This is a genomic window from Streptomyces mutomycini (assembly GCF_001700505.1).
GTDB classification, from domain to species: Bacteria; Actinomycetota; Actinomycetes; order Streptomycetales; family Streptomycetaceae; genus Streptomyces; species Streptomyces mutomycini.
This window is the reverse complement of the sequence record NZ_MAPV01000067.1, coordinates 1-21,071: the sequence shown is the minus strand read 5'-3', so window position 1 is coordinate 21,071 and position 21,071 is coordinate 1. Positions and strand designations below refer to the sequence as shown.

Here is a 21,071-nt window from a genome sequence, read left to right as displayed (position 1 = left end):
CCGTGGAGAACATAACGGGGACGTGATGCGGCTCGCGTCCCCGGGTCGTACGTGGCGCTCGGCGGAGCTCGAGCCTGCGCAGGCGGCCCGCTGTTCGAGGCGGGCCGCTCTGCCGGTGCCGGTCAGCTGTGCAGGTCGCGCAGGACCTTGTAGAAGGCGGCCTTGCTCTCGAAGCCGATGCCGGGGGTGTCGGTCAGGCCGACCCTGCTCTTCTCGACGACGGCGTCGTCGGCGAAGCCGCCGGTGGGCTGGAACTCGCCCGGGTAGGACTCGTTGCCGCCGAGCTTGAGGGCGGCGGCGATGTGCAGGGAGAACTGGTGCCCGCCGTGCGGGATACAGCGGCGGGAGGACCAGCCGTGCTGGCGGAGCATGTCCTGGATGCGCAGGTACTCGGTGAGCCCATAGGAGAGGGCCGGGTCGAACTGGAGGGTGTCCCGGTCGGGGCGCATACCGCCGTAACGGATCAGGTTGCGGGCGTCCTGCAGGGAGAAGAGGTTCTCTCCGGTGGCGATGGAGCCCTTGTAGTGCTCGGCGACGGTGGCGTTGAGGTGGTAGTCGAGCGGGTCGCCGATCTCCTCGTACCAGAACAGACCGTAGGGCTCGATGGCCCGCCCGTACTCGAGCGCGGTGGTGAGGTCGAAGCGGCCGTTGACGTCGACGGCCAGCCGGGAGCCGTCGCCGTCCAGGACGTCGATGACGGCCTCGATGCGTCGCAGGTCCTCGGCCAGGTCGGCGCCGCCGATCTTCATCTTCACGACGTCGTAGCCGAGGTCGAGGAAGCCGCGCATCTCGTCCTGCAGGTCGGTGAAGGTCTTGCCGGGCGCGTAGTAGCCACCGGCGGCGTAGACGAACACCGAGTCGTCGGGCTGCCCGTCGCCGTGGCGCTCGGACAGGTACTGGTACAGCGGCTTGCCCTCGATCTTGGATGCCAGGTCGAACAGGGCCATGTCCACCACACCCACCGCGACCGAGCGTTCGCCGTGGCCGCCGGGCTTCTCGTTGCGCATCATCACGTCCCACGCCTTGGCCGGGTCCAGTCCGCCCTGGTTGTCGAGGAGGCTGCCGGGCTCGGCGTTCAGCAGGCGGGGCAGGACGCGGCGGCGCAGGATCTCGCCGGCGCTGTAGCGGCCGTTGGAGTTGAAGCCGTAGCCGACGAGCGGCTTGCCGTCACGGATGACGTCGCTCTCGATCGCCACGATCGAGCAGTCCATGGAGCTGAAGTCGATCCAGGCGTTGCGGATCGAGGAGCTGATCGGGACTACGCCCTCGTAGACGTTGGTGATCTTCACTGCAGCGACCTCTCTAATATCTTATAAGTTACGTCGGTGTTAGGCTGAGGCGTCCGACCGGGACTGTCAAGGGGTGCGAGCGCCCGGAAAGGATCCGTACAGGGCGATGGCCGACACGAACCTGTTCCTCAGCAAGAGCGACCTCGCCTACGCGGAGCTGCGCGGTCGGATCCTCTTCGGCACGCTGCCCGCGGGGTCACGGCTCGCGCAGTACGACCTTGCCGAGTCCCTGAACATGAGCATCACGCCCTTGCGCGAGGCCATCCGCCGCCTCAGCAGTGAAGGGCTCGTCACCGTCGAGACCCACCGCGACGTCCGGGTCTCCACCATGACCTCGGACGAAGCCCGCCAGTTGTTCGAGGTCCGCCTGTCCCTGGACCCGACCGCCGCCGAACTCGCGGCCCTACGGCGCACCGACGAGGACATCGCGACCATGCGGGCTGCCGTCGGCAAGCTGCTCCCCGTCACGCGTCAGTGGGGGGAAGAGGCACTCACCGCCCACCGCGCTTTCCATCAGGCGTTGTACCGGGCCTCGCACAACGACGTGCTCATCGGCCTCCTGGACGGCCTCTGGGACAAGTCCGACCGCTACCGCCGTCTCGGCCTCGAACTGCCGCCCGGCGACGAACCCCGCACCCGTGACCTCCAGGAGCATCACCAACTCGTGGATCTCATCGAGGACGGACGGGCGGCCGAGGCCGCCCGGTTGATGCGTGACCACGTCGCCCACAGCCTCACAGTCACCGCCATCACCGCCCTCGAAGACCGCGAAGGCGCCCACACGGCGTGATGCTCAGATGGAACGCCAGAAAGCGCCGCGGACGGTGGAGGCACCGGCCTGGCGGTTCCTGCTGGTCCACGGTGACGCCCGGTGAGCCGCTCGCTTAGGTGAAGATCGGCGCCGAGACCTTGGACGAGGCGGTGACGCTGCTCCGACTCCAACTGGCCGCCCGGGCCCTCACCACTGCGGAGCGAAGGCACGAGACGGCCGTCGAGCGCGTCGTGCCACGTCGCCGGTTCGGCAAGGACCCCTCGGTGACGCCGATCTGACAGTTGGCCGCGCGCCGCTGTACGGACCGGAAGGAACCGATGCGTGACATCCAGGGCAACCTGACCGACTTCGGCCAAGGCCTCGACAACCTCCGGCGGAACGATCCCGGCACTGCTGGTCCGGGGATCGAGCGCGACATCGTCTACATGACCACCGCTCGCGGCGACGAAAGTCATCGCACAAGACAGCACACCCCGACTCGGCCCCGCGCCAAGGCACCACAAGCCACTGGGGAGTGGGCTATGTCGCGTCAAGGTGGTGAAGATTGTGCGGAGTGCGGCGCCTCCCTCAACGGCCGTGGGACCGTTCCACGACGCTCCCACGAAGGCGTCGCTGCAAACCCCCAGGTCAAAGCCCTTTAGGGGTCAACCTCGATGCGCGAGAATCCGCAGTCGCCACACCGCCGTGAGGCGACCGCCACACGCGAAAAGGCTCCCGAAAACGCGTTTCCCCAGGTCAGAACGATTCTGCCTGGGGATGCTGGGTGGGGCGGGTGGGACTCGAACCCACGGCCGACGGATTATGAGTCCGCTGCTCTAACCGGCTGAGCTACCGCCCCGTCTCGGCGTGGCGCGTACAAGTGTGCGCGCCGTCTGCCGCAGCATAGCCGGTCATACGATCTCCTGCTGCGGATGATCGGCTTCGCGTGACCATGAAGACATCGCTGCGCGCTGCCCGGTTCCGGGCGGTGCGGAATCCCCCCGAAAGAGTCACGGTCCGCCCCTGTGCGGGCACACGAAAAAGGACCCCGAAGGGCCCTCTTCCGTTCCGCTCCCCCGACTGGACTCGAACCAGTAACCCTCCGGTTAACAGCCGAATGCTCTGCCAATTGAGCTACAGGGGATCGCGCTCCCCCGACTGGACTCGAACCAGTAACCTGCCGGTTAACAGCCGGCTGCTCTGCCAATTGAGCTACAGGGGATTGCTGCGTTGCCTCGAATCGTACCTGCCTGGCTGAAGCCGAGCGGCGCGCGTTCGCTGCGACACATACATTAGCGCAACCAGGGGGGTGCTCCGCCAATCGGTATCTCCCGGGGTGATCTCGCTGGTGTGCGGGTAGGCGGGCAGCACACGTCGCACGGAGTCAAGGAAGGGTGGCAGCCATGCGGTACCGGCTCACATTCATCGCCGGAGTGGCCCTCGGTTACGTGCTCGGCACGCGAGCCGGGCGCGAGCGTTACGAGCAGCTCAAGAAGGCCGCGCAGCAGCTGGCCGAGAACCCGGCCGTACGGAACGCGGCGGAGTCCGCCGCGCACGGTGGGCGGGACTTCGCCGGCAAGGCCTACCACTCGGTGAGCGAGAAGGTCGGGGACAAGGTCCCCGTTTCCGTCTCCGACCGGGTGCGCTCGCTGCGTGAGCGCAGCGGCCACAACGGAAGCGACGACTGGGGTACGACGAACACCTGAGGCCCGTTCCCGTACCGGGCACACCGCCCGGTACGGGAACGGTCCGCGGGTGCGGCAGAATCTTGTGCATGGGCATAGTGGCCGGCTTGGACAGTTCATCCGCCTTCACGCACATCGTCGTCTGCGACACGGACACCGGTGAGGTACTGCGGCAGGGATACGCCGCGCATCCCATCGAGGCCAAGGCCTCCGAGGTGGATCCGCAGGCGTGGCTGCTCTCACTCGGTGAGGCGGCCTCCGGAGGGCTGCTCGAAGGCGTGCAGGCGATCGGTGTGTCCGCGCAGCAGCACGGACTGGTGCCGCTGGACCACCAGGGGAATCTCGTACGGCCGGCGCTGCTCGGCAACGACCGGCGGGCGCAGGCCGCCGCGGCCGATCTGATCGACGGGCTCGGAGGGCGGCAGCCCTGGGCCGAGGCGGTCGGGGCCGTGCCGCAGGCCTCGCAACCCGTGGCGAAGCTGCGGTGGATGGTGCGGAGCGAGCCGGAGAACGCGCAGCGGGTCGCCGCCGTCCTTCAGCCGCACGACTGGCTGGTCTGGCAGCTCCTCGGCCGGCCCGCCCGCCGGACGACGGACCGCGGTGCCGCGTCCGGCACCGGTTACTGGTCGGCGGGCTCCGGCTCCTACCGGCCCGACCTCGTGGAACTCGCGCTCGGCCGCCAGGCCGCGCTGCCCGAGGTCCTCGGCCCGGCCGACGCCGCCGGGATGACACCGGAGGGACTGCTGATCTCGGCGGGTACCGGCGAGACGATGGCCGCGGCCTTCGGGCTCGGTGTCGCCGTCGGGGACGCCGTCGTGTCGCTGGGCGCCTCGGGCTCGGTGATGGCCGTGCACCACGAGGCGCTGGCCGACCCGACGGGGATGATCACCTCCTTCGCCGACGCGACCGGCATGCACCTGCCGGTCGTCCACACGTCGAACGCGGTCCGCGCGCTGCGCGGTACGGCCGAGATGCTGGGGGTGGACGGACTGGACGAACTGTCCGCGCTGGCACTGAAGTCGACGCCGGGTGCGTCGGGACTCGTCCTGCTGCCGTATCTGGAGGGCGAGCGCACCCCGCAGCTGCCGCACACCGCGGGGACCCTGAGCGGGCTGCGGCGCGAGTCGATGAAGCCCGAACACCTGGCGCGGGCGGCCTTCGAGGGGATGCTGTGCTCGCTGTCCGACGCGCTGGACGTGCTGCGGGGCCGGGGCGTCGAGGTGCGGCGGGTGTTCCTGCTGGGCGCGGCCGCCGAGCTGCCCGCCGTGCAGGCGCTGGCGCCCTCGGTGTTCGGTACCCAGGTCGTCGTCCCGCAGCCCGCCGAGTACGCGGCACTGGGTGCGGCACGGCAGGCGGCGTGGGCCCTCGGGGTCTCGCAGGGGACGCTCGATCCCCGCACTCCCCCGGCGTGGCGGGACGCCGCGGCGCAGGTGCTGGAGCCGGGTGACGAGCTCGCGGTCGGCCGCGCCGTGCGTCAGCAGTACGGGGCGACCCGGGACCAGATCCACCCCGGGGCGTTCGGCGGTACCACCTGAGGGGACACCCCCGGAGTCGGGACCGAGGAGTGCGATCCCGGGATTTGACCGGGGTTTGGGGGAAACCGATGGCAGCGGCGGTCCGGAGTGCCGGAGGATGGACCGGCCTCTGCCTTTCGCCGACTCCGAGAGACTCGTGTGCTCATAAAACTTCTGCGGACCTTCCTCGGTCCGTACAGACGTCCCATTGTGCTGCTGGTGCTGCTCCAGCTCCTGCAGACCTGCGCAAGCCTCTATCTGCCCAGCCTCAACGCGGACATCATCGACAACGGTGTCGTGCGGGGTGACACGGGTTACATCCTGCAGTACGGCGCCGTGATGATCGCGGTCAGCGTCATCCAGGTCGTCTGCAACATCGGGGCGGTGTACCACGGCGCCAGAACGGCCTCCGCGCTCGGACGGGACGTGCGGGCGTCGGTCTTCGGCCGGGTGCAGTCGTTCTCCGCGCGCGAGGTGGGACGGTTCGGGGCGCCTTCGCTGATCACCCGTACGACCAACGACGTGCAGCAGGTCCAGATGCTCGTCCTGATGGCGTTCACCCTGATGGTGTCGGCGCCCATCATGTGTGTCGGCGGCGTCGTCATGGCGCTCGGCCAGGACGTCCCGCTGTCGGCGGTGCTGCTGGCCGTGCTGCCCGTTCTCGGTATCTCGGTGAGCCTCATCGTGCGCAGGATGCGACCGCTGTTCCGCACGATGCAGGAGCGGCTGGACATGGTGAACCGCGTGCTGCGCGAGCAGATCACCGGCAACCGCGTCATCCGCGCCTTCATCCGTGACGGCTACGAGGAGGAGCGCTTCCGCGGCGCGAACAGGGAGCTGACGGACGTCGCGGTGTCCACGGGGCGGCTGATGGCCCTCATGTTCCCGACGGTGATGACGGTGGTGAACCTGTCGTCCGTCGCCGTGGTCTGGTTCGGGGCGCACCGGATCGACAGCGGCGGCATGCAGATCGGGGCCCTGACCGCGTTCCTCGCGTATCTGATGCAGATCGTCATGTCGGTGATGATGGCCACCTTCATGTTCATCATGGTGCCGCGCGCCGAGGTCTGCGCCGAGCGCATCCAGGAGGTCCTGGAGACCGAGTCGAGTGTGGTGCCGCCCAGCTCTCCGGTCACGAAGCTGCTCGAGCACGGTCATCTGGAGATACGGGGGGCGGAGTTCCGGTACCCGGGCGCCGAGGAGCCGGTGCTGCGCTCGGTGGATCTCGTGGCACGGCCCGGCGAGACGACCGCGATCATCGGGTCGACGGGCAGCGGCAAGTCGACGCTGCTCGGGCTCGTGCCGCGGCTGTTCGACGTGACGGACGGCGAGGTGCTCGTCGACGGTACGGACGTGTCGGTGCTGGATCCGGTCCTGCTGGCGAAGACCGTGAGCCTGGTGCCGCAGAAGCCGTACCTGTTCTCGGGGACGGTCGCGACGAATCTGCGCTACGGCAATCCGGACGCGACCGACGAGGAGCTGTGGCACGCGCTGGAGGTGGCGCAGGCCAAGGACTTCGTGGAGCGGCTGGAACACGGCCTCGACGCGCCGATCTCGCAGGGCGGCACGAATGTCTCCGGTGGCCAGCGGCAGCGGCTCGCGATCGCGCGGACGCTGGTGCAGCGGCCGGAGATCTATCTCTTCGACGACTCGTTCTCGGCCCTGGACTACGCGACGGACGCCGCGCTGCGCGGTGCGCTGTCGCGCGAGACGGCGGGGGCGACGGTGGTGATCGTGGCCCAGCGGGTTTCCACGATCCGTGACGCCGACCGGATCCTGGTGCTGGACGAGGGCCGGGTCGTCGGGACGGGCAGCCACCACGAGTTGATGGACGGCAACGAAACCTACCGGGAGATCGTGCTCTCGCAGCTGACGGAAGCGGAGGCCGCCTGATGGCCGGACCGGGCGGACGAATGATGGCCCAGGCGCCCACCGAGCGGTCCCTGGACTTCAAGGGGTCGGGGAAGCGGCTGCTGAGACGCTTCAGCACGGAGAAGTCCTCGCTCTATCTGATGCTGGGCGCCTGCACGCTGAGCGTGGCGCTCTCCGTGGCGGGGCCCAAGATCCTCGGCGGGGCCACGGACCTGATCTTCGCGGGCGTCGTCGGGCGGCAGATGGCGGACGGCACGACGAAGGAGCAGGCCATCGACGGCCTGCGCGAGCAGGGCAGCGGCGGGCTCGCCGACATGCTGACCGGGGTGGACTTCACCCCCGGCGACGGCATCGACTTCGGTGCGGTGGGCCAGGTGCTGCTGGCGGCACTGGTGGTCTACGTCGGCGCGGGGCTCCTGATGCTGGTGTCGACGCGGCTGTCGATCCGGGTGATCAACCGGGTCGTCTTCCAGCTGCGCGAGGACCTGCAGACCAAGCTGGCGCGGCTCCCGCTGTCCTATTTCGACCGGCAGCAGCGCGGCGAGGTGCTGAGCCGGGCGACGAACGACATCGACAACATCGCGCAGACGATGCAGCAGACGATGGGCCAGCTCATCAACTCCCTGCTGACCATCGTCGGCGTCGTGTTCATGATGTTCTGGATCTCACCGCTGCTGGCTCTGGTCGCACTGGTGACGATCCCGCTGTCGGTGTTCGTCGCGACGCGGGTCGGCAAGCGGTCGCAGCCGCACTTCGTGGCGCAGTGGAAGGTGACGGGCAGACTCAACGCCCACATCGAGGAGATGTACACCGGCCACACCCTGGTGAAGGTCTTCGGGCGGCAGGAGGAGTCCGCGAGGGACTTCGCCGAACAGAACGACGCGCTGTACGAGGCGGGCTTCAGGGCGCAGTTCAACAGCGGGATCATGCAGCCGCTGATGATGTTCGTCTCGAACCTGAACTACGTGCTGGTCGCCGTCGTCGGCGGGCTGCGCGTGGCGTCGGGTTCGCTGTCGATCGGTGACGTGCAGGCGTTCATCCAGTACTCGCGGCAGTTCTCGATGCCGCTGACGCAGGTCGCCTCGATGGCGAACCTGGTGCAGTCGGGCATCGCCTCGGCCGAGCGGGTCTTCGGCCTGCTGGACGCCGAGGAGCAGGCGCCCGACCCCGATCCGGGAGAGCGGCCGAAGGAACTGCGCGGCAGTGTCTCGCTGGAGAACGTGTCCTTCCGGTACGACCCGGAGAAGCCGCTCATCGAGGACCTCTCGCTGAGCGTGGAGCCCGGCCACACGGTCGCGATCGTCGGCCCGACCGGTGCCGGCAAGACGACGCTGGTCAACCTCCTGATGCGGTTCTACGAGGTGACGGGCGGCCGCATCACCCTCGACGGGGTCGACGCGGCGAAGATGTCGCGTGACGAACTCCGCTCAAGCATAGGCATGGTGCTCCAGGACACCTGGCTGTTCGGCGGCACGATCGCGGAGAACATCGCCTACGGCGCCTCGGGCGACGTGAGCCGGGAGGAGATCGAGGAGGCGGCGCGGGCGGCCCACGCCGACCGTTTCGTCCGTACGCTGCCCGGCGGTTACGACACGGTGATCGACGACGAGGGGGCCGGGGTGAGCGCGGGCGAGAAGCAGCTGATCACCATCGCGCGGGCGTTCCTGTCCGACCCGGTGATCCTGGTGCTCGACGAGGCCACCAGCTCGGTCGACACCCGGACCGAGGTGCTGATCCAGAAGGCGATGGCGCGGCTGGCCCACGGCCGTACGAGCTTCGTGATCGCGCACCGGCTCTCCACCATCCGGGACGCGGACGTGATCCTGGTCATGGAGGACGGCTCGATCGTCGAACAGGGCACCCACGAAGAGCTGCTGACGGCCGCAGGGGCCTACGCCCGGCTGTACGCGGCGCAGTTCGCGCAGGCGCCGGCCGAGGTCGAGTGACGGCTTCGTCGTCGCGGGGCGGCAGGGGCCAGTGAGGGCCCCCGCTGTCTCGGCCCCCGCCGCGACGGCCGTGCGCTCGCCCCCGCCGTCACCCGCCGCTCCGTTCAGTCCAGGTAGCCGCGGAGTTGGTCGGCGAAGGCGTGGTCCCGCAGCTTGTCCAGCGTCTTGGACTCGATCTGGCGGATGCGTTCGCGTGTCACGCCGAAGATCCTGCCGATCTCCTCGAGCGTGCGGGGCCGCCCGTCGTCCAGGCCGTAACGGAGCTGGACGACCTTCCTCTCTCGCTCCCCGAGGGTGGAGAGCACCGCCTCCAGGTGTTCACCCAGCAGGAGGAAGGCCGCCGACTCCACGGGTGAGGCGGCGTCGCCGTCCTCGATGAGGTCGCCGAAGGAGACGTCGTCCTCCTCGCCGACGGGGGCGTGCAGGGACACGGGTTCCTGGGCCAGACGCAGGACCTCGCCGACGCGTTCGGGCGTCAGGTCGAGCTGGGCGGCGACCTCTTCGGGGGTCGGCTCGTAGCCGCGCTCCTGCAGCATGCGGCGCTGGACGCGTACGACGCGGTTGATCAGCTCGACGACGTGCACCGGGACCCTTATGGTCCTGGCCTGGTCGGCCAGTGCGCGGGACATCGCCTGGCGGATCCACCACGTCGCGTACGTGGAGAACTTGTAGCCCCGCGCGTAGTCGAACTTCTCGACCGCTCTGATCAGGCCGAGGTTCCCTTCCTGGACCAGGTCGAGCATGGTCAGGCCTCGGCCCACGTAGCGCTTGGCCACGGAGACGACGAGGCGGAGGTTGGCCTCGATGAGCCGTCGCTTCGCCATCCGCCCCATGACCACCAGCCGGTCCAGGTCGACGGCGAGCCGGGAGTCGGGGTCGGGGGTGCCCGCGAGCCGCTCCTCGGCGAAGAGCCCCGCCTCGACCCGGCGGGCGAGGTCCACCTCCTCGGCGGCGCTGAGCAGCGGTATCCGGCCGATCTCGCGTAAGTACTGACGGAAGAGGTCGGACGTCGGGCCGCCGGCTTCCGGACGGCTCCGCGGCTCCGGGGACCCGGGGGGCTCCACCGGTTCCTCCAGCACGGGTTCGGGCGTGCCCGCCGTCTCCGGGTGCCGTGTGACCCGGTTCTGCGCGGGAATCGCCGGGACATGCTCGGTCGGGGTGGGCACGGTCCGGGTCTGCACGGGGGCGACCTCCAGGTGATCGCTGCAGGATCGCGGGATGGAGGTCCGCACTGGGCGGACCGACGCGCTCCGATGACTCAGGCACCGCCACCCAGTGTGGCGTACGACACATGGCTGCCACGAGGGGCGTGCGGTGACTTTTTGCGCCCGGAGGGTGACGGGCTGCTCATCCGGTCCGGCTCGGAGGCTCAGAGGGCGGCGGCGCCGTGGCTCCGCAGCGACTGGGCGTACTGCTGGAGGACCCAGACCTCGTTCTGCGCGGCGGCCAGATGGTCCGGGGCGACGTTGCTGCCGAGACGGGCGAGGCTGCCCTGGACGTCGTCGATCCTGCGGTCGACGGCGCGCAGCCGGACCTTGACCAGGTGCTCGCCCGCGTAGGTCTCGTCGATGGACTTGCCGTGGAAGACCTCGACCGCGAGCTCGGTGACGAGCTTGCGCACCGTGTCGTCGGGGGTCGCGTCGAGCACCTGGACCAGGTACTCGCGGGTCTCGGCGACGCCCAGCTCCGCGCCGCCCGCCTCCGCGATGCACTGGCGCACCGCCGCGTACGGCGGCGCGGTGAACTCGTCGACGCCGTACGCGTCGAAGGCCGGGGACACCAGGGCGGGTTTCTGCAGAGCGAGCTTGAGCAGCTCCCGCTCGGTGCGGTGCGCCGGGCTGCGGAGGTTGAGCGCGGGACCGGACGGGGCGGCGGGGGCCTGGACCTGCTGGTGCTGTGCGCCGGTACGGGATGCGGCCGGCGCGGATCCTCGCTTGTCTCCCCGCCCGCGGGCCCACTGGCCGAGCTGGTTGACCCGGTGGACGACGAACTCCTGGTCGAGGATGCCGACGAAGCCGGCGAGCTGGACGGCCACCTCCCGCTGCACACTGCTCGTCTTGATCTTGGCGACGACGGGTGCTGCCTCGTCCAGGGCGGCGGCGCGGCCGGCCGGGGTCTCCAGGTCGTAGCGCCCGACGATCTGCCGGAGCGCGAACTCGAAGAGCGGAGTGCGGGGCTCGACCAGGTCGCGGACGGCGTCGTCGCCCTTGGCGAGCCGCAGGTCGCACGGGTCCATGTTGTCCGGGGCGATCGCGATGTAGGTCTCGGCTGCGAACTTCTGGTCGTCCTCGAAGGCGCGCAGAGCGGCTTTCTGGCCGGCCGCGTCCCCGTCGAAGGTGAAGATCACCCGGGCACTGCCGTTGTCCATCAGGAGCCGTCGGAGGATCTTGATGTGGTCCCCGCCGAACGCCGTCCCGCAGGTGGCGATGGCGGTGGTGACACCGGCGAGGTGGCAGGCCATCACGTCGGTGTAGCCCTCGACGACGACGGCCCGGCTCGCCTTGGCGATGTCCTTCTTGGCCAGGTCGATGCCGTACAGCACCTGTGACTTCTTGTAGATCGAGGTCTCGGGGGTGTTGAGGTACTTCGGGCCGTTGTCGTCGTCGCGGAGCTTGCGGGCTCCGAAACCGACGATCTCGCCCGAGGTGTCGCTGATCGGCCACATCAGCCTGCCGCGGAAGCGGTCGATGGGGCCCCGGCGGCCGTCCTGGGAGATGCCGGAGCTGATGAGCTCCTTGTCGCTGAAGCCCTTGCCGCGCAGGAAGCGGGTGAGGTGGTCCCAGCCGGCGGGGCTGTAGCCGACGCCGAAGTGGGCCGCCGCGTCCTGGTCGAAGCCGCGCTCGGCGAGGAACTTCCGGCCGATCTCCGCCTCGGGGCCGTTCAGCTGTTCGCGGTAGAAATCGGCGGCGATCTTGTGTGCCTCGACCAGCCGGATGCGCTCGCCGCGCTGGTGGGAGGGGTTGTAGCCACCCTCCTCGTAGCGCAGGGTGATGCCCGCCTTGGCGGCGAGGCGCTCGACCGTCTCGGAGAAGGTGAGGTGATCGATCTTCATCACGAAGGCGATCGTGTCGCCGCCCTCCTGGCAGCCGAAGCAGTGGAACAGGCCCTTGCCGGGGCTCACCTGGAAGGAGGGGGACTTCTCGTCGTGGAAGGGGCAGAGTCCCTTGAGGTTGCCGCCGCCCGCGTTGCGCAGCTGAAGGTACTCGGACACGACGGCGTCGATCGGGACCGCGTCCCGGACCGCCTTCACGTCGTCGTCATTGATCCTGCCTGCCACGCGTGAAGTCTACGGGTGGGCCCGGGCATCCGGGACCGGGCGGCCGCGGGGCCACCGCCCCGGGCGCCGGGCGGTCCCGGATGCCCGGGCCACCGGTCAGAGCAGGGAGTCCAGGGGCACCGAGGGGTCTCCCAGGGCGTCCGGGTCGACCGGACGGGCGGCCCTGACCAGTGCCTGGATGCCTTCGGTGACGTCCCACACATTGACGTTCATCCCGGCGAGGACCCGGCCGTCCTTCAGCCAGAAGGCGATGAACTCGCGCTTGCCGGCATCGCCCCTGATGACGACCTGGTCGTACGAACCGGGCGGCGCCCAGCCGGAGTACTCCAGGCCGAGGTCGTACTGGTCGGAGAAGAAATAGGGCACGCGGTCGTAGGAGACCTCCTGGCCGAGCATGGCCTTCGCGGCGGCCGGTCCGCTGTTCAGGGCGTTCGCCCAGTGCTCCACGCGCAGCCGGGAGCCGAAGAGCGGATGGTCCACGGACGCGATGTCACCGGCGGCGTAGATGTGCGGGTCGCTGGTGCGCAGGGAGGTGTCGACGACGACACCGCCGCCCTGGGACCGGTCCGCCATGTCGAGCCCGGCGGCCTCCGCGAGCTGGGTGCGCGGGGCCGCCCCGATCGCGGCGAGCACGTCGTGGGCGGGGTGCTCCTCGCCGTCGTCGGTGCGGGCGGCGAGGACCAGGCCGTCCTGTCCGGTGATCTCGGTGAGGCGGGCACCGAAGTGGAAGCGGACGCCGTGCTCGGCGTGCAGGTCGGTGAAGATCTGGCCGACCTCCGGGCCCACGACATGGTGGAGCGGGGTCGCCGAGGGGGCGACGACGGTGACCTCGGCGCCGTAGCCGCGGGCCGCCGCGGCGACCTCCAGGCCGATCCAGCCGGCTCCGGCGATCACCAGGTGTCCGTTGTCGCGGCCGAGGGCTGCGAGGACGTTGCGCAGCCGGTCCGAATGGGCGAGACGGCGCAGGTGGTGGACGCCGACGAGGTCGGTGCCCGGGATGTCGAGGCGTCGGGGTTCCGCGCCCATGGCGAGCAGCAGCTTGTCGTAGTGGACGACCGTGTTGTCGCCGAGCAGTACGGACCGGCCCGCCCGGTCGATGGAGGTGACCACCTGGCCGAGGTGGAGCTCGATGTCGGCGCCCGCGTACCAGGCCGTTTCGTGGACGAAGACGGAGTCCCTTTCGTCCTTGCCCAGCAGGTAGCCCTTGGACAGGGGAGGCCGCTCGTACGGATGGTCGCGCTCGTCGCCGATGAGGATCACCCGGCCGCTGAAGCCCTCCGCCCGGAGCGTCTCGGCCGCCTTCGCTCCGGCAAGTCCTCCGCCGATGATGACGAACGTCCGATGTGCGTCGACCACTTGATGCCTCCTCGGTACTTAGCTGCTCGGCGCCGTCACCCTGCGAGCGTCCCGCACGCAGGGTGACGGCGAAAGAGGGTGTGCCCCGATCAGGCCACAGCCGCCGGCGTGTGGCCCGGTCAAGGTCCAGTCTGCCGGGCGCCGGTGAGTGTTCCGTGAAGGGACCGCGCCGAGGCGTCCGTCAGTGCGGCGATCTGGTCGACGAGAACCCTCTTACGGCCCCGGTCGTCGGGGGCCTCCGCGTACAGCGCGCGGAACTGCGGCTCCAGTCCTTCGGGCGCGCGTGCGGTGAGGGCGGCGGCGAGCTCGGCGATGACGATCCGCTGCCCGGCGCGGATGGTCTCCTGTTCGGCGCGCTGCATGACGTAACGGTCCGCGACGGCCTTGAGCACCGCGCACTCGTTGCGCACCTCGCGCGGGACGATGAGCTCGGCGCCGTACCTGCCGAGCCGTCCGGGCCCGTACGCGGTGTGCGTCGCGGACTCGGCGGCCAGGCAGAACCTGCCGATGAGCTGGCTCGTCGCGTCCTTCAGGCGGGCCTGGGCGACCGCGGTGCCGTCGTAGCCGTGCGGCCACCACTCCTGGGCGGTGAGCCGGTCGAGGGCGTCGGCGAGCTCCTCGGGGTCGGTGTCCGCCGGGACGTAGCGGCCGACGGCGACGGCCCAGATCTCCGCCCGCTCCGGCTCGGAGAAGAGGCAGCCGGGGTCGATGTGTCCGGCGTGCAGTCCGTCCTCGAAGTCGTGCACCGAGTAGGCGACGTCGTCGGACCAGTCCATGACCTGTGCCTCGAAGCACCTGCCGTCCTGCGGCGCACCCTTGCGGACCCAGTCGAAGACCGGCAGGTCGTCCTCGTACACACCGAACTTCGGTGAGCCGGGGTCGGTGGGGTGCGCGCCCCGGGGCCAGGGGTACTTCGTGGCGGCGTCCAGGGCGGCCCGGGTCAGATTGAGCCCGACGCTGACGAGCTCACCGCTGCGGGGGTCGCGGACGAAACGCTTGGGTTCGAGGCGGGTCAGCAGCCGCAGCGACTGGGCGTTGCCCTCGAAGCCGCCGCAGTCCGACGCGAAGTCGTTGAGCGCCTGTTCGCCGTTGTGCCCGAAGGGCGGGTGCCCCATGTCGTGGGAGAGGCAGGCCGCCTCGACGAGGTCGGGGTCGCAGCCCAGCGCGGCACCGAGTTCCCGGCCGACCTGGGCGCACTCCAGGGAGTGGGTGAGGCGGGTGCGGGGGCTGGCGTCCCAGGCCGTGCCGCGGGTGCCCGGCGTGACGACCTGGGTCTTGCCGGCGAGCCTGCGCAGGGCGGCGGAGTGGAGCACACGCGCCCGGTCACGCTGGAACGCGGTGCGGCCGGGCCGTTTGTCGGGCTCGGTGTCCCAGCGCTCGGCGTCAGCCGCGCCGTACGGTGTGCCCCTGGGGTCGTGCGTACCGTCCATGTACCCGAGATTAGACCGGCATGCCGGCGGTACGGGTCAGGCGGAGGCCAGGAACAGCGGGTACGTCAGGGCGCCGGGGGCGGGCGTCGTGCCGGCCAGGGCCTGGTCGTAGCGGTGCAGCAGGAGGCGTGCCATCGCCGGGTGCGCGCCGAGCGGTCCGGCGGTGATGCCCGGCGCGGCGGCGGCCGAGAGGGTCGCGAAGCGGCCGGGGGCCGTGAAGTAGGAGGCGAGGGCGACCCGGTGGCGGCCGCGGGCGGCGAGTGCGCGCAGGGCGGCCGGGACGTCGGGTGCGGCCGCCGAGGCGTACGCGGGTACGACGGGGACTCCGCCGAGGCGGTCGCTGAGCATGGCGGCGGTACTGCGCGCGTCGGCGTCCGAGTCGGGGTCGCGTGACCCGGCGGCGGCGAGCACGACGGCGGCGTTGCGGTCCGTGCCGTCCTCGTCACGCCAGCCCGCTTCGATGAGGCGCTCGTACAGGGCCTCGACGAGCAGCGGGTGCGGTCCGAGCGGGGCCGCCACACGGGTCCGGAGGTGGCCGGCGGCCTCGGCGGCACGGGGCAGGTCGTGCCGGACGTGGTGGCCGCGGCCGAGGAGCAGGGGCACGAGCACGGCGTCCCCCCGGCCGATGCCGTCCAGGGTGTCCGGCAGCAGGGGTTCGTTCAGCTCGATGTGGCCCAGCCGGACGTCGAGGCCGGGCCGCAGCTCCCGTACCCGGTCCAGGAGTTCCAGGACCGTGCGCAGGGCCTGCGGGTCCCGGCTGCCGTGCGCGACGGCGACCAGGGTGGGTGCGGATCTCCGGATGCTGTGCATGGGCCTGCGGGTTCCGTTCGGGGAGACGAGGCTGAGCTGGTTTCCGAGCTGGGAGGCGATGCTGGTCAGGAGTTGCGCCGTGCTGTCGAGGGGCAGGGGCTCACGAGGGTGTTCCGGTGCCGTCTCCGTCATGGACCGATGGTGCCGGGCGGACGTTGCCGTGCCGTTTCTCACCGGTGACGGTGCTTTGCCGCTGCCTCACGGGGCCCGTGTCCATGGTGTCAGTACCTGTTCACACGGGCACCGCGAACCTTTCGCCCCCGTCGTTCGTCCCATGGATGAGGAGTTCGTTACGAGCGCGGGGGGCGCCGCATGCGGCTGAGGACACCGGAGGTACTCCGCCGTCTGCGGCTGAGTACCTGGAGACGCCCGGCCGCTGTGCGGCTGCCGCGGACCCGGAGGGGGCAGCGGTTGCTGGTGCAGGCGCTGATGGCCGCCTGCGTGCTGGCGCTGGCGCCCGCGACGTGGCTGCACGCCGCGGCCGACGCGCGGGTGCGGACGACTGAGGACGCGCCGGCGCGGCAGGTGGCCGTGGTGTTCGGGGCGGGGCTGTGGGAGGGACGGCCGTCGCCGTATCTCGCAGACCGGCTGGACGCCGCCGCCGAGCTGTACAGGACCGGCAAGGTCAGGGTCGTGCTCGTCACCGGGGACAACAGCCGCGTGGAGTACGACGAGCCGGACGCCATGCGCACCTATCTCACCGCGCGCGGTGTGCCCGGCGGGCGGATCGTCAGCGACTACGCGGGCTTCGACACCTGGGACTCCTGCGTCCGGGCCAGGAAGATATTCGGGGTCGACCGGGCCGTCCTGGTGAGCCAGGGATTCCACATACGGCGGGCCATCGCGCTGTGCCGCTCGGCCGGGATCGACGCGTACGGGGTCGGGGTCGACGCCGTACACGATGTGACCTGGTACTACGGCGGGACACGGGAGGTGTTCGCGGCGGGCAAGGCGCTCCTGGACGTGGTGTTCGAGCCCGATCCGCACTTCCTGGGGCCGCGGGAGCCGGGAGTGGCGGAGGCGCTCGCCGGTGACCTCACGGCGGCGGGCGGGGCGGGCTGAGGTGCGCGTACCGGGGGCGTAACCGGGCGCAGCGGTCCTCGTAATACCGGCCTCGCACGCTGGGCGTATGGCCAGCACCGAGACGTCCACCCACTGCCCGTACTGCGCGCTCCAGTGCGGGATGAAGCTGCGCCCGGTCACCGACGGCACGGTGGTCGAGGTCGTGGAGCGTACCGAGTTCCCCGTCAACCGGGGGGCACTGTGCGGTAAGGGGCGCACGGCCCCTGCCGTGCTCGCCGCCGGGGTGCGGCTGACGGGGCCCCTCGTGCGCGACGAGGGCGGTGAGCTGGCGCCGGCGAGCTGGGACGAGGCGCTGGGGAGGATCGCGGACGGGCTGCGGGGGACCCGGGCGGAGCACGGCGCGGACGCCGTGGGTGTGTTCGGCGGGGGCGGGCTCACCAACGAGAAGGCTTACGCGCTCGGGAAGTTCGCCCGGGTGGTGCTCGGCACCTCGCAGATCGACTACAACGGCCGCTTCTGCATGTCGTCGGCGGCCGCCGCGCACCAGCGGGCCTTCGGGCTCGACCGTGGGCTGCCGTTCCCGCTGGAGGACATCCCCCGGACCGGGTGCGTGATCCTGGTCGGCTCGAACCTCGCGGAGACGATGCCGCCCGCGCTGCGCTATCTGACCGAGCTGAAGGAGAACGGCGGCCGGCTGATCGTCATCGATCCGCGCCGGACCAGGACCGCCGAGCAGGCGGATCTGCACCTGGCGCCCCGGCCCGGCACCGACCTGGCCCTCGCGCTCGGCATGCTGCATCTGGTCGTGGCGGACGGACGGGTGGACGAGGAGTTCGTCCACACCCGGACGAACGGCTGGGACGGGGCCAGGGCGGGTGCGATGGCGCACTGGCCGGAACTGGTGGAGCGCCTCACCGGGGTGCCCGTGCCGCAGCTGCGCGAGGCCGTGGAGATGTTCTGCGGTGCAGGGACCGGGATGGTGCTCACCGCGCGGGGGCCCGAGCAGCAGGCCAAGGGCACGGACACGGTGGGGGCGTGGATCAACTTCTGCCTGGCCACCGGCCGCGCGGGCCGTCCGCTGTCCGGCTACGGCTGTCTGACCGGTCAGGGCAACGGGCAGGGCGGGCGGGAGCACGGCCAGAAGGCCGACCAGCTGCCCGGCTACCGCAAGCTCACCGATCCCTTGGCACGCCGCCATGTGGCCGGGGTGTGGGGCGTCGACCCCGACTCGCTGCCGGGGCCGGGGCGCAGTGCGTACGAGCTGCTGGACGCGCTGGGGCGGGACGTGCGGTCGCTGCTGGTCATGGGCTCCAACCCGGTCGTGTCCGCGCCGCACGCGGGGCACGTCGAGGAGCGGCTGCGGTCACTGGACTTCCTGGCGGTCGCGGACGTGGTGCTGTCGGAGACGGCGGCGCTGGCCGATGTGGTGCTGCCGGTGACGCAGTGGGCGGAGGAGAGCGGGACGACGACCAGCCTGGAGGGCCGGGTACTGCTGCGGCAGCGTGCGGTCATGCCGCCGGACGGGGTGCGCAGCGACCTGGAGGTGCTGGAAGCGCTGGCGGGTCTCCTGGGTCACGGCAAGGGCTTCCCGTCCGATCCGGAGGAGGTCTTCGACGAGCTGCGGCGGGCGTCGGCGGGCGGCCCCGCCGACTACGCGGGTATCACCTACGCGCGGATCGCGGCGGAGGACGGGGTGTTCTGGCCCTGCCCGGACGAGGGGCACGCCGGGACACCGCGGCTGTTCCTGGAGCGGTTCGCCACGGACGACGGGCGCGCCCGGTTCGTGCCCGTCACGCACCGGGCCGCCGCGGAGGAGACCGACGCGGAGTACCCGGTGGTGCTGACGACGGGACGGGTCGTGTCCCAGTACCAGTCGGGGGCGCAGACCCGCCGGGTGGCCGAGCTGAACGCCGCCGCACCGGGACCGTTCGTGGAGCTGCATCCGCGGCTCGCCGAGCGGATCGGGGTGGCCGAGGGGGAGGCCGTCGCGGTCACCTCGCGGCGGGGGCGGGCGGTGGCACCGGCCCGGATCACCGTGACGATCAGGCAGGACACCGTGTTCATGCCGTTCCACTGGCCGGGCGAGGGCCGGGCCAACTCCCTGACCAACCCGGCGCTGGACCCCGTGTCGCGCATGCCGGAGTTCAAGGTGTGCGCCGTGCGGGTGGAGGCCGCCGGCTGAGCCAGTCGCCGTCCGGTACGGGCGTGCCGCCGGTGCGCAGGGAGCGGGTGACGGCGGTGGCCGCGAGGTAGACCCAGGCGCGGACGGGCTCACCCCTGCCGCTGCCGGACGCACCCGGCCGCGGCATGGGAACGACCCGGCGGGTCACCCGCTCGTACAGATTGCGCGGGTGCTCCGGTCCGAGGTACTGCTCCAGGTCGTCCAGAAGCCCGAGCAGTTCCGCGTACGCCCCGGGTTCGGCGGTGACGAGCGCTCCGCGGACCGTGCCGTGCCCCTCGATCGCGTACGGGTAGCCGGGGCCCTCGTAGAGGAGGGCCCCGGGCAGTGCCGCGGGCCGTTCCTCGTGGGTGCGGCCCCGGAGGAACCGGTCGTGGTTGGGCTCACCGGGGAGCAGCGTGCCGTACACGAAGAAGGGCAGCCGGGCGTCCGTCACGGCGTCGCGACGGGTGCCGTTTCCGCGGACACCCAGGCGAGGTAGCGGTCACTGCCGCGCACGACGGGCGTGGCGATGATCTCGGGCGTCCCGTAGTCGTGCGCCGCGAGGAGGTGGGCCTCCAGCTCGTCGTAGCGCTCGGCCGTCGTCTTGAACAGCACCTGCCACTCCTCACCGGTCTCGATCGCGCCCTGCCACCGGTAGACGGAGGTGACGGGCGCGGGGATCTGGGCGCAGGCGGCGAGCCGTGCGTCCACCGCGCCCCGGGCCAGGGTGCGGGCCTTCTCCTCGCTGTCCGTGGTGGTCAGTACGGTCAGCCATGCGGGCTCGGTCATCCCCGGGTCTCCTCGTTCTCGTCGTCCGTGGCCTCCCGATTGTCGGCCCTGGCCGCGTCAGCCACCGTACGGGTGGCGGATCCTGGCCTCGCGCAGGGCGCGGCCCCACCAGACCAGCTGGTCGAGCATCCTCTTGGCCGCCCCGTCCGCCTGGGCCGGGTCCTTGTGCACACCCCGGTCGTCGAAGAGGGCGCCCGCGTTGTGGAAGGAGACGGTGTCGCGGACGGAGACGGCGTGCAGTTCGGCAAAGACCTGGCGCAGGTGTTCGACGGCACGCAGGCCGCCGGAGATCCCCCCGTACGACACGAACGCGACCGGCTTGGCCTGCCATTCGGCGAAGTGCCGGTCGATGAGGCTCTTCAGCGGGGCCGGGTAGGAGTGGTTGTACTCGGGGGTCAGGACGACGAAGGCGTCGGCGCGTGCCAGCAGCGACGTCGCCCCGTCGGCACCGGCGGCGGGCGGCTCGGTCTCCGCGACATCGATCAGCTCGGTCTCGATGTCCGGGTTGCCGGCCGCCCGCCCCAGGAACCAGTCGGCGACGACAGGCCCGAAGCGGCCCTCGCGGTTGCTGCCGAGGATGACGGCCACCTTCAACGGGGCGTCGGACGGGGTGGAAGCAGGTGTGTTGATGTCCATGCACCGCAGACTCACACCTCAACCAAACTTGAGGTCAAGTGCGGTGTCGCGGCACCTACGCTGGAGTCCATGACGACTTCCGCTCCGGACCTCCACGTCGAGTTCGACGGGCACCCTGCCACCGGGGAGGATCTGCGGATCCCGGCCTTCGCCGGCTACGGCCATTTCACGGCGATGCAGGTCAGGGACCGCACTGTACGGGGACTCGCCCTGCATCTGGACCGGCTGGACTCCGCGAACCGGGAGCTGTTCGGACTCCCGCTGGACGGGCGGCGCGTGCGTGAGCTGATCGGGCACGCGCTCGACGGCGCCGGGAGACGGGACGCGTCGGTCCGGGTGCACGGTTTCATGCCGCCGGACAGAACCGCGACGGTCCCGATGGTGACGGTGCGGGAGCCGGTCCACGCGGACGGTACGCCACGGAGCCTGATGTCCGTCCCGTTCGCGCGCGCCGTGCCTGCTGTCCGTAGTAGGTCTGGCCGAACTCGCCAGGGCGTTTGATGTTCGGCACGGCGCGCGCGAACGGGACGGA

Annotated in this window: 17 protein-coding genes, 3 tRNA genes and 1 pseudogene; 9 read left to right on the top strand and 12 right to left on the bottom strand. The window is 70.9% G+C overall.

All coding sequences use genetic code 11. The annotated features are described in order from the left end of the window. Positions 1-122 precede the first annotated feature (122 nt). Positions 123-1,289, bottom strand: a complete 1,167-nt coding sequence (locus tag BFF76_RS10925) for a mandelate racemase/muconate lactonizing enzyme family protein (protein ID WP_065848096.1) — start codon at positions 1,287-1,289, stop codon at positions 123-125. 106 nt (positions 1,290-1,395) lie between these two features. On the opposite strand from BFF76_RS10925, the gene BFF76_RS10920 reads away from it, so the two are divergent. Both BFF76_RS10920 and BFF76_RS32945 read left to right on the top strand, forming a co-directional pair. Then, the gene (locus BFF76_RS10920) at positions 1,396-2,079 is read left to right on the top strand and encodes a GntR family transcriptional regulator (RefSeq protein ID WP_065848095.1); all 684 of its coding nucleotides are present in this window, start codon (positions 1,396-1,398) and stop codon (positions 2,077-2,079) included. 98 nt (positions 2,080-2,177) lie between these two features. Continuing rightward, the gene (locus BFF76_RS32945) at positions 2,178-2,339 is read left to right on the top strand and encodes a hypothetical protein (protein ID WP_167359484.1); all 162 of its coding nucleotides are present in this window, start codon (positions 2,178-2,180) and stop codon (positions 2,337-2,339) included. Positions 2,340-2,825: 486 nt separating this feature from the next. On the opposite strand, the gene BFF76_RS10915 is transcribed toward BFF76_RS32945, so the two are convergent. The 3 genes from BFF76_RS10915 to BFF76_RS10905 form a co-directional block, all read right to left on the bottom strand. Beyond that, positions 2,826-2,899, bottom strand: a tRNA-Ile gene (locus BFF76_RS10915). A gap of 212 nt (positions 2,900-3,111) precedes the next feature. Next, positions 3,112-3,184: transfer RNA gene (locus BFF76_RS10910), tRNA-Asn, on the bottom strand. Positions 3,185-3,189: 5 nt separating this feature from the next. Further along, positions 3,190-3,262, bottom strand: a tRNA-Asn gene (locus tag BFF76_RS10905). A 181-nt stretch (positions 3,263-3,443) separates the two neighbouring features. Here BFF76_RS10905 and BFF76_RS10900 point away from each other — a divergent pair. From BFF76_RS10900 to BFF76_RS10885, 4 genes are all read left to right on the top strand, one after another. Further along, the gene (locus tag BFF76_RS10900; protein ID WP_031091765.1) at positions 3,444-3,746 is read left to right on the top strand and encodes a YtxH domain-containing protein; all 303 of its coding nucleotides are present in this window, start codon (positions 3,444-3,446) and stop codon (positions 3,744-3,746) included. A gap of 68 nt (positions 3,747-3,814) precedes the next feature. Then, the gene (locus tag BFF76_RS10895; RefSeq protein ID WP_065848094.1) at positions 3,815-5,260 is read left to right on the top strand and encodes an FGGY family carbohydrate kinase; all 1,446 of its coding nucleotides are present in this window, start codon (positions 3,815-3,817) and stop codon (positions 5,258-5,260) included. A 138-nt stretch (positions 5,261-5,398) separates the two neighbouring features. Further along, positions 5,399-7,132 carry an ABC transporter ATP-binding protein gene (locus tag BFF76_RS10890; RefSeq protein ID WP_031091766.1) on the top strand — a complete coding sequence of 578 codons (1,734 nt, stop codon included), beginning with the start codon at positions 5,399-5,401 and terminating at the stop codon, positions 7,130-7,132. After that, positions 7,132-9,057 carry an ABC transporter ATP-binding protein gene (locus tag BFF76_RS10885; protein ID WP_031091767.1) on the top strand — a complete coding sequence of 642 codons (1,926 nt, stop codon included), beginning with the start codon at positions 7,132-7,134 and terminating at the stop codon, positions 9,055-9,057. Before BFF76_RS10890 ends, BFF76_RS10885 begins: the two co-directional genes overlap by 1 nt. A gap of 104 nt (positions 9,058-9,161) precedes the next feature. Here the strand turns inward: BFF76_RS10885 and BFF76_RS10880 are convergent, their stop codons facing one another. The 5 genes from BFF76_RS10880 to BFF76_RS10860 all read right to left on the bottom strand — a co-directional run bounded on the left by BFF76_RS10880 (position 9,162) and on the right by BFF76_RS10860 (position 16,062). Then, positions 9,162-10,238 carry an RNA polymerase sigma factor gene (locus BFF76_RS10880; protein ID WP_065848097.1) on the bottom strand — a complete coding sequence of 359 codons (1,077 nt, stop codon included), beginning with the start codon at positions 10,236-10,238 and terminating at the stop codon, positions 9,162-9,164. A 188-nt stretch (positions 10,239-10,426) separates the two neighbouring features. Continuing rightward, entirely contained in the window at positions 10,427-12,334 is a 1,908-nt protein-coding gene (gene dnaG, locus BFF76_RS10875; protein WP_031091769.1) for a DNA primase, read from the bottom strand. 96 nt (positions 12,335-12,430) lie between these two features. Next, positions 12,431-13,690 (bottom strand): NAD(P)/FAD-dependent oxidoreductase, encoded by a 1,260-nt coding sequence (locus tag BFF76_RS10870; RefSeq protein WP_065848093.1) that lies wholly within the window; start codon positions 13,688-13,690, stop codon positions 12,431-12,433. A gap of 119 nt (positions 13,691-13,809) precedes the next feature. Then, positions 13,810-15,120 carry a deoxyguanosinetriphosphate triphosphohydrolase gene (locus BFF76_RS10865; RefSeq protein WP_065848092.1) on the bottom strand — a complete coding sequence of 437 codons (1,311 nt, stop codon included), beginning with the start codon at positions 15,118-15,120 and terminating at the stop codon, positions 13,810-13,812. Positions 15,121-15,156: 36 nt separating this feature from the next. Beyond that, positions 15,157-16,062, bottom strand: coding sequence for a sirohydrochlorin chelatase (locus tag BFF76_RS10860; RefSeq protein ID WP_053928553.1), 906 nt, complete (start codon positions 16,060-16,062; stop codon positions 15,157-15,159). 180 nt (positions 16,063-16,242) lie between these two features. Between BFF76_RS10860 and BFF76_RS10855 the strand changes: the two genes are divergently transcribed. Next, a complete protein-coding gene (locus BFF76_RS10855; protein ID WP_053928554.1) occupies positions 16,243-16,992 on the top strand; it encodes a SanA/YdcF family protein in 750 nt (249 codons plus the stop codon). 67 nt (positions 16,993-17,059) lie between these two features. Further along, complete coding sequence (locus BFF76_RS10850) at positions 17,060-19,135, top strand: molybdopterin oxidoreductase family protein (protein ID WP_065848091.1); 2,076 nt, start codon at positions 17,060-17,062, stop codon at positions 19,133-19,135. On the opposite strand, the gene BFF76_RS10845 is transcribed toward BFF76_RS10850, so the two are convergent. The 3 genes from BFF76_RS10845 to BFF76_RS10835 are packed head-to-tail and all read right to left on the bottom strand — an operon-like array spanning position 19,098 to position 20,539. Further along, on the bottom strand, positions 19,098-19,568 hold the full coding sequence (locus BFF76_RS10845) for a gamma-glutamylcyclotransferase family protein (RefSeq protein WP_031091777.1): 471 nt from the start codon (positions 19,566-19,568) through the stop codon (positions 19,098-19,100). The two genes, BFF76_RS10850 and BFF76_RS10845, sit on opposite strands and share 38 nt — an antisense overlap. After that, the gene (cutA, locus tag BFF76_RS10840) at positions 19,565-19,903 is read right to left on the bottom strand and encodes a divalent-cation tolerance protein CutA (protein ID WP_031091778.1); all 339 of its coding nucleotides are present in this window, start codon (positions 19,901-19,903) and stop codon (positions 19,565-19,567) included. The genes BFF76_RS10845 and cutA overlap by 4 nt, the downstream gene beginning before the upstream one ends. 57 nt (positions 19,904-19,960) lie before the next feature. Beyond that, entirely contained in the window at positions 19,961-20,539 is a 579-nt protein-coding gene (locus tag BFF76_RS10835; protein ID WP_031091779.1) for an NADPH-dependent FMN reductase, read from the bottom strand. A gap of 69 nt (positions 20,540-20,608) precedes the next feature. Here BFF76_RS10835 and BFF76_RS10830 point away from each other — a divergent pair. Next, positions 20,609-21,037: pseudogene (locus BFF76_RS10830) on the top strand (aminotransferase class IV); the annotation flags it as partial. Positions 21,038-21,071 lie beyond the last annotated feature (34 nt).

What these genes read in the sequence shown, in the direction of transcription:
- BFF76_RS10920 (WP_065848095.1), top strand. Translation starts at nt 1,396, where the DNA reads ATGGCCGACACGAACCTGTTCCTCAGCAAGAGCGACCTCGCCTACGCG.
- BFF76_RS10900 (WP_031091765.1), top strand. Translation starts at nt 3,444, where the DNA reads ATGCGGTACCGGCTCACATTCATCGCCGGAGTGGCCCTCGGTTACGTG.
- BFF76_RS10895 (WP_065848094.1), top strand. Translation starts at nt 3,815, where the DNA reads ATGGGCATAGTGGCCGGCTTGGACAGTTCATCCGCCTTCACGCACATC.
- BFF76_RS10885 (WP_031091767.1), top strand. Translation starts at nt 7,132, where the DNA reads ATGGCCGGACCGGGCGGACGAATGATGGCCCAGGCGCCCACCGAGCGG.
- BFF76_RS10865 (WP_065848092.1), bottom strand. Translation starts at nt 15,120, where the DNA reads ATGGACGGTACGCACGACCCCAGGGGCACACCGTACGGCGCGGCTGAC.
- BFF76_RS10860 (WP_053928553.1), bottom strand. Translation starts at nt 16,062, where the DNA reads ATGACGGAGACGGCACCGGAACACCCTCGTGAGCCCCTGCCCCTCGAC.
- BFF76_RS10855 (WP_053928554.1), top strand. Translation starts at nt 16,243, where the DNA reads ATGCGGCTGAGGACACCGGAGGTACTCCGCCGTCTGCGGCTGAGTACC.
- BFF76_RS10850 (WP_065848091.1), top strand. Translation starts at nt 17,060, where the DNA reads ATGGCCAGCACCGAGACGTCCACCCACTGCCCGTACTGCGCGCTCCAG.
- cutA (WP_031091778.1), bottom strand. Translation starts at nt 19,903, where the DNA reads ATGACCGAGCCCGCATGGCTGACCGTACTGACCACCACGGACAGCGAG.
- BFF76_RS10835 (WP_031091779.1), bottom strand. Translation starts at nt 20,539, where the DNA reads ATGGACATCAACACACCTGCTTCCACCCCGTCCGACGCCCCGTTGAAG.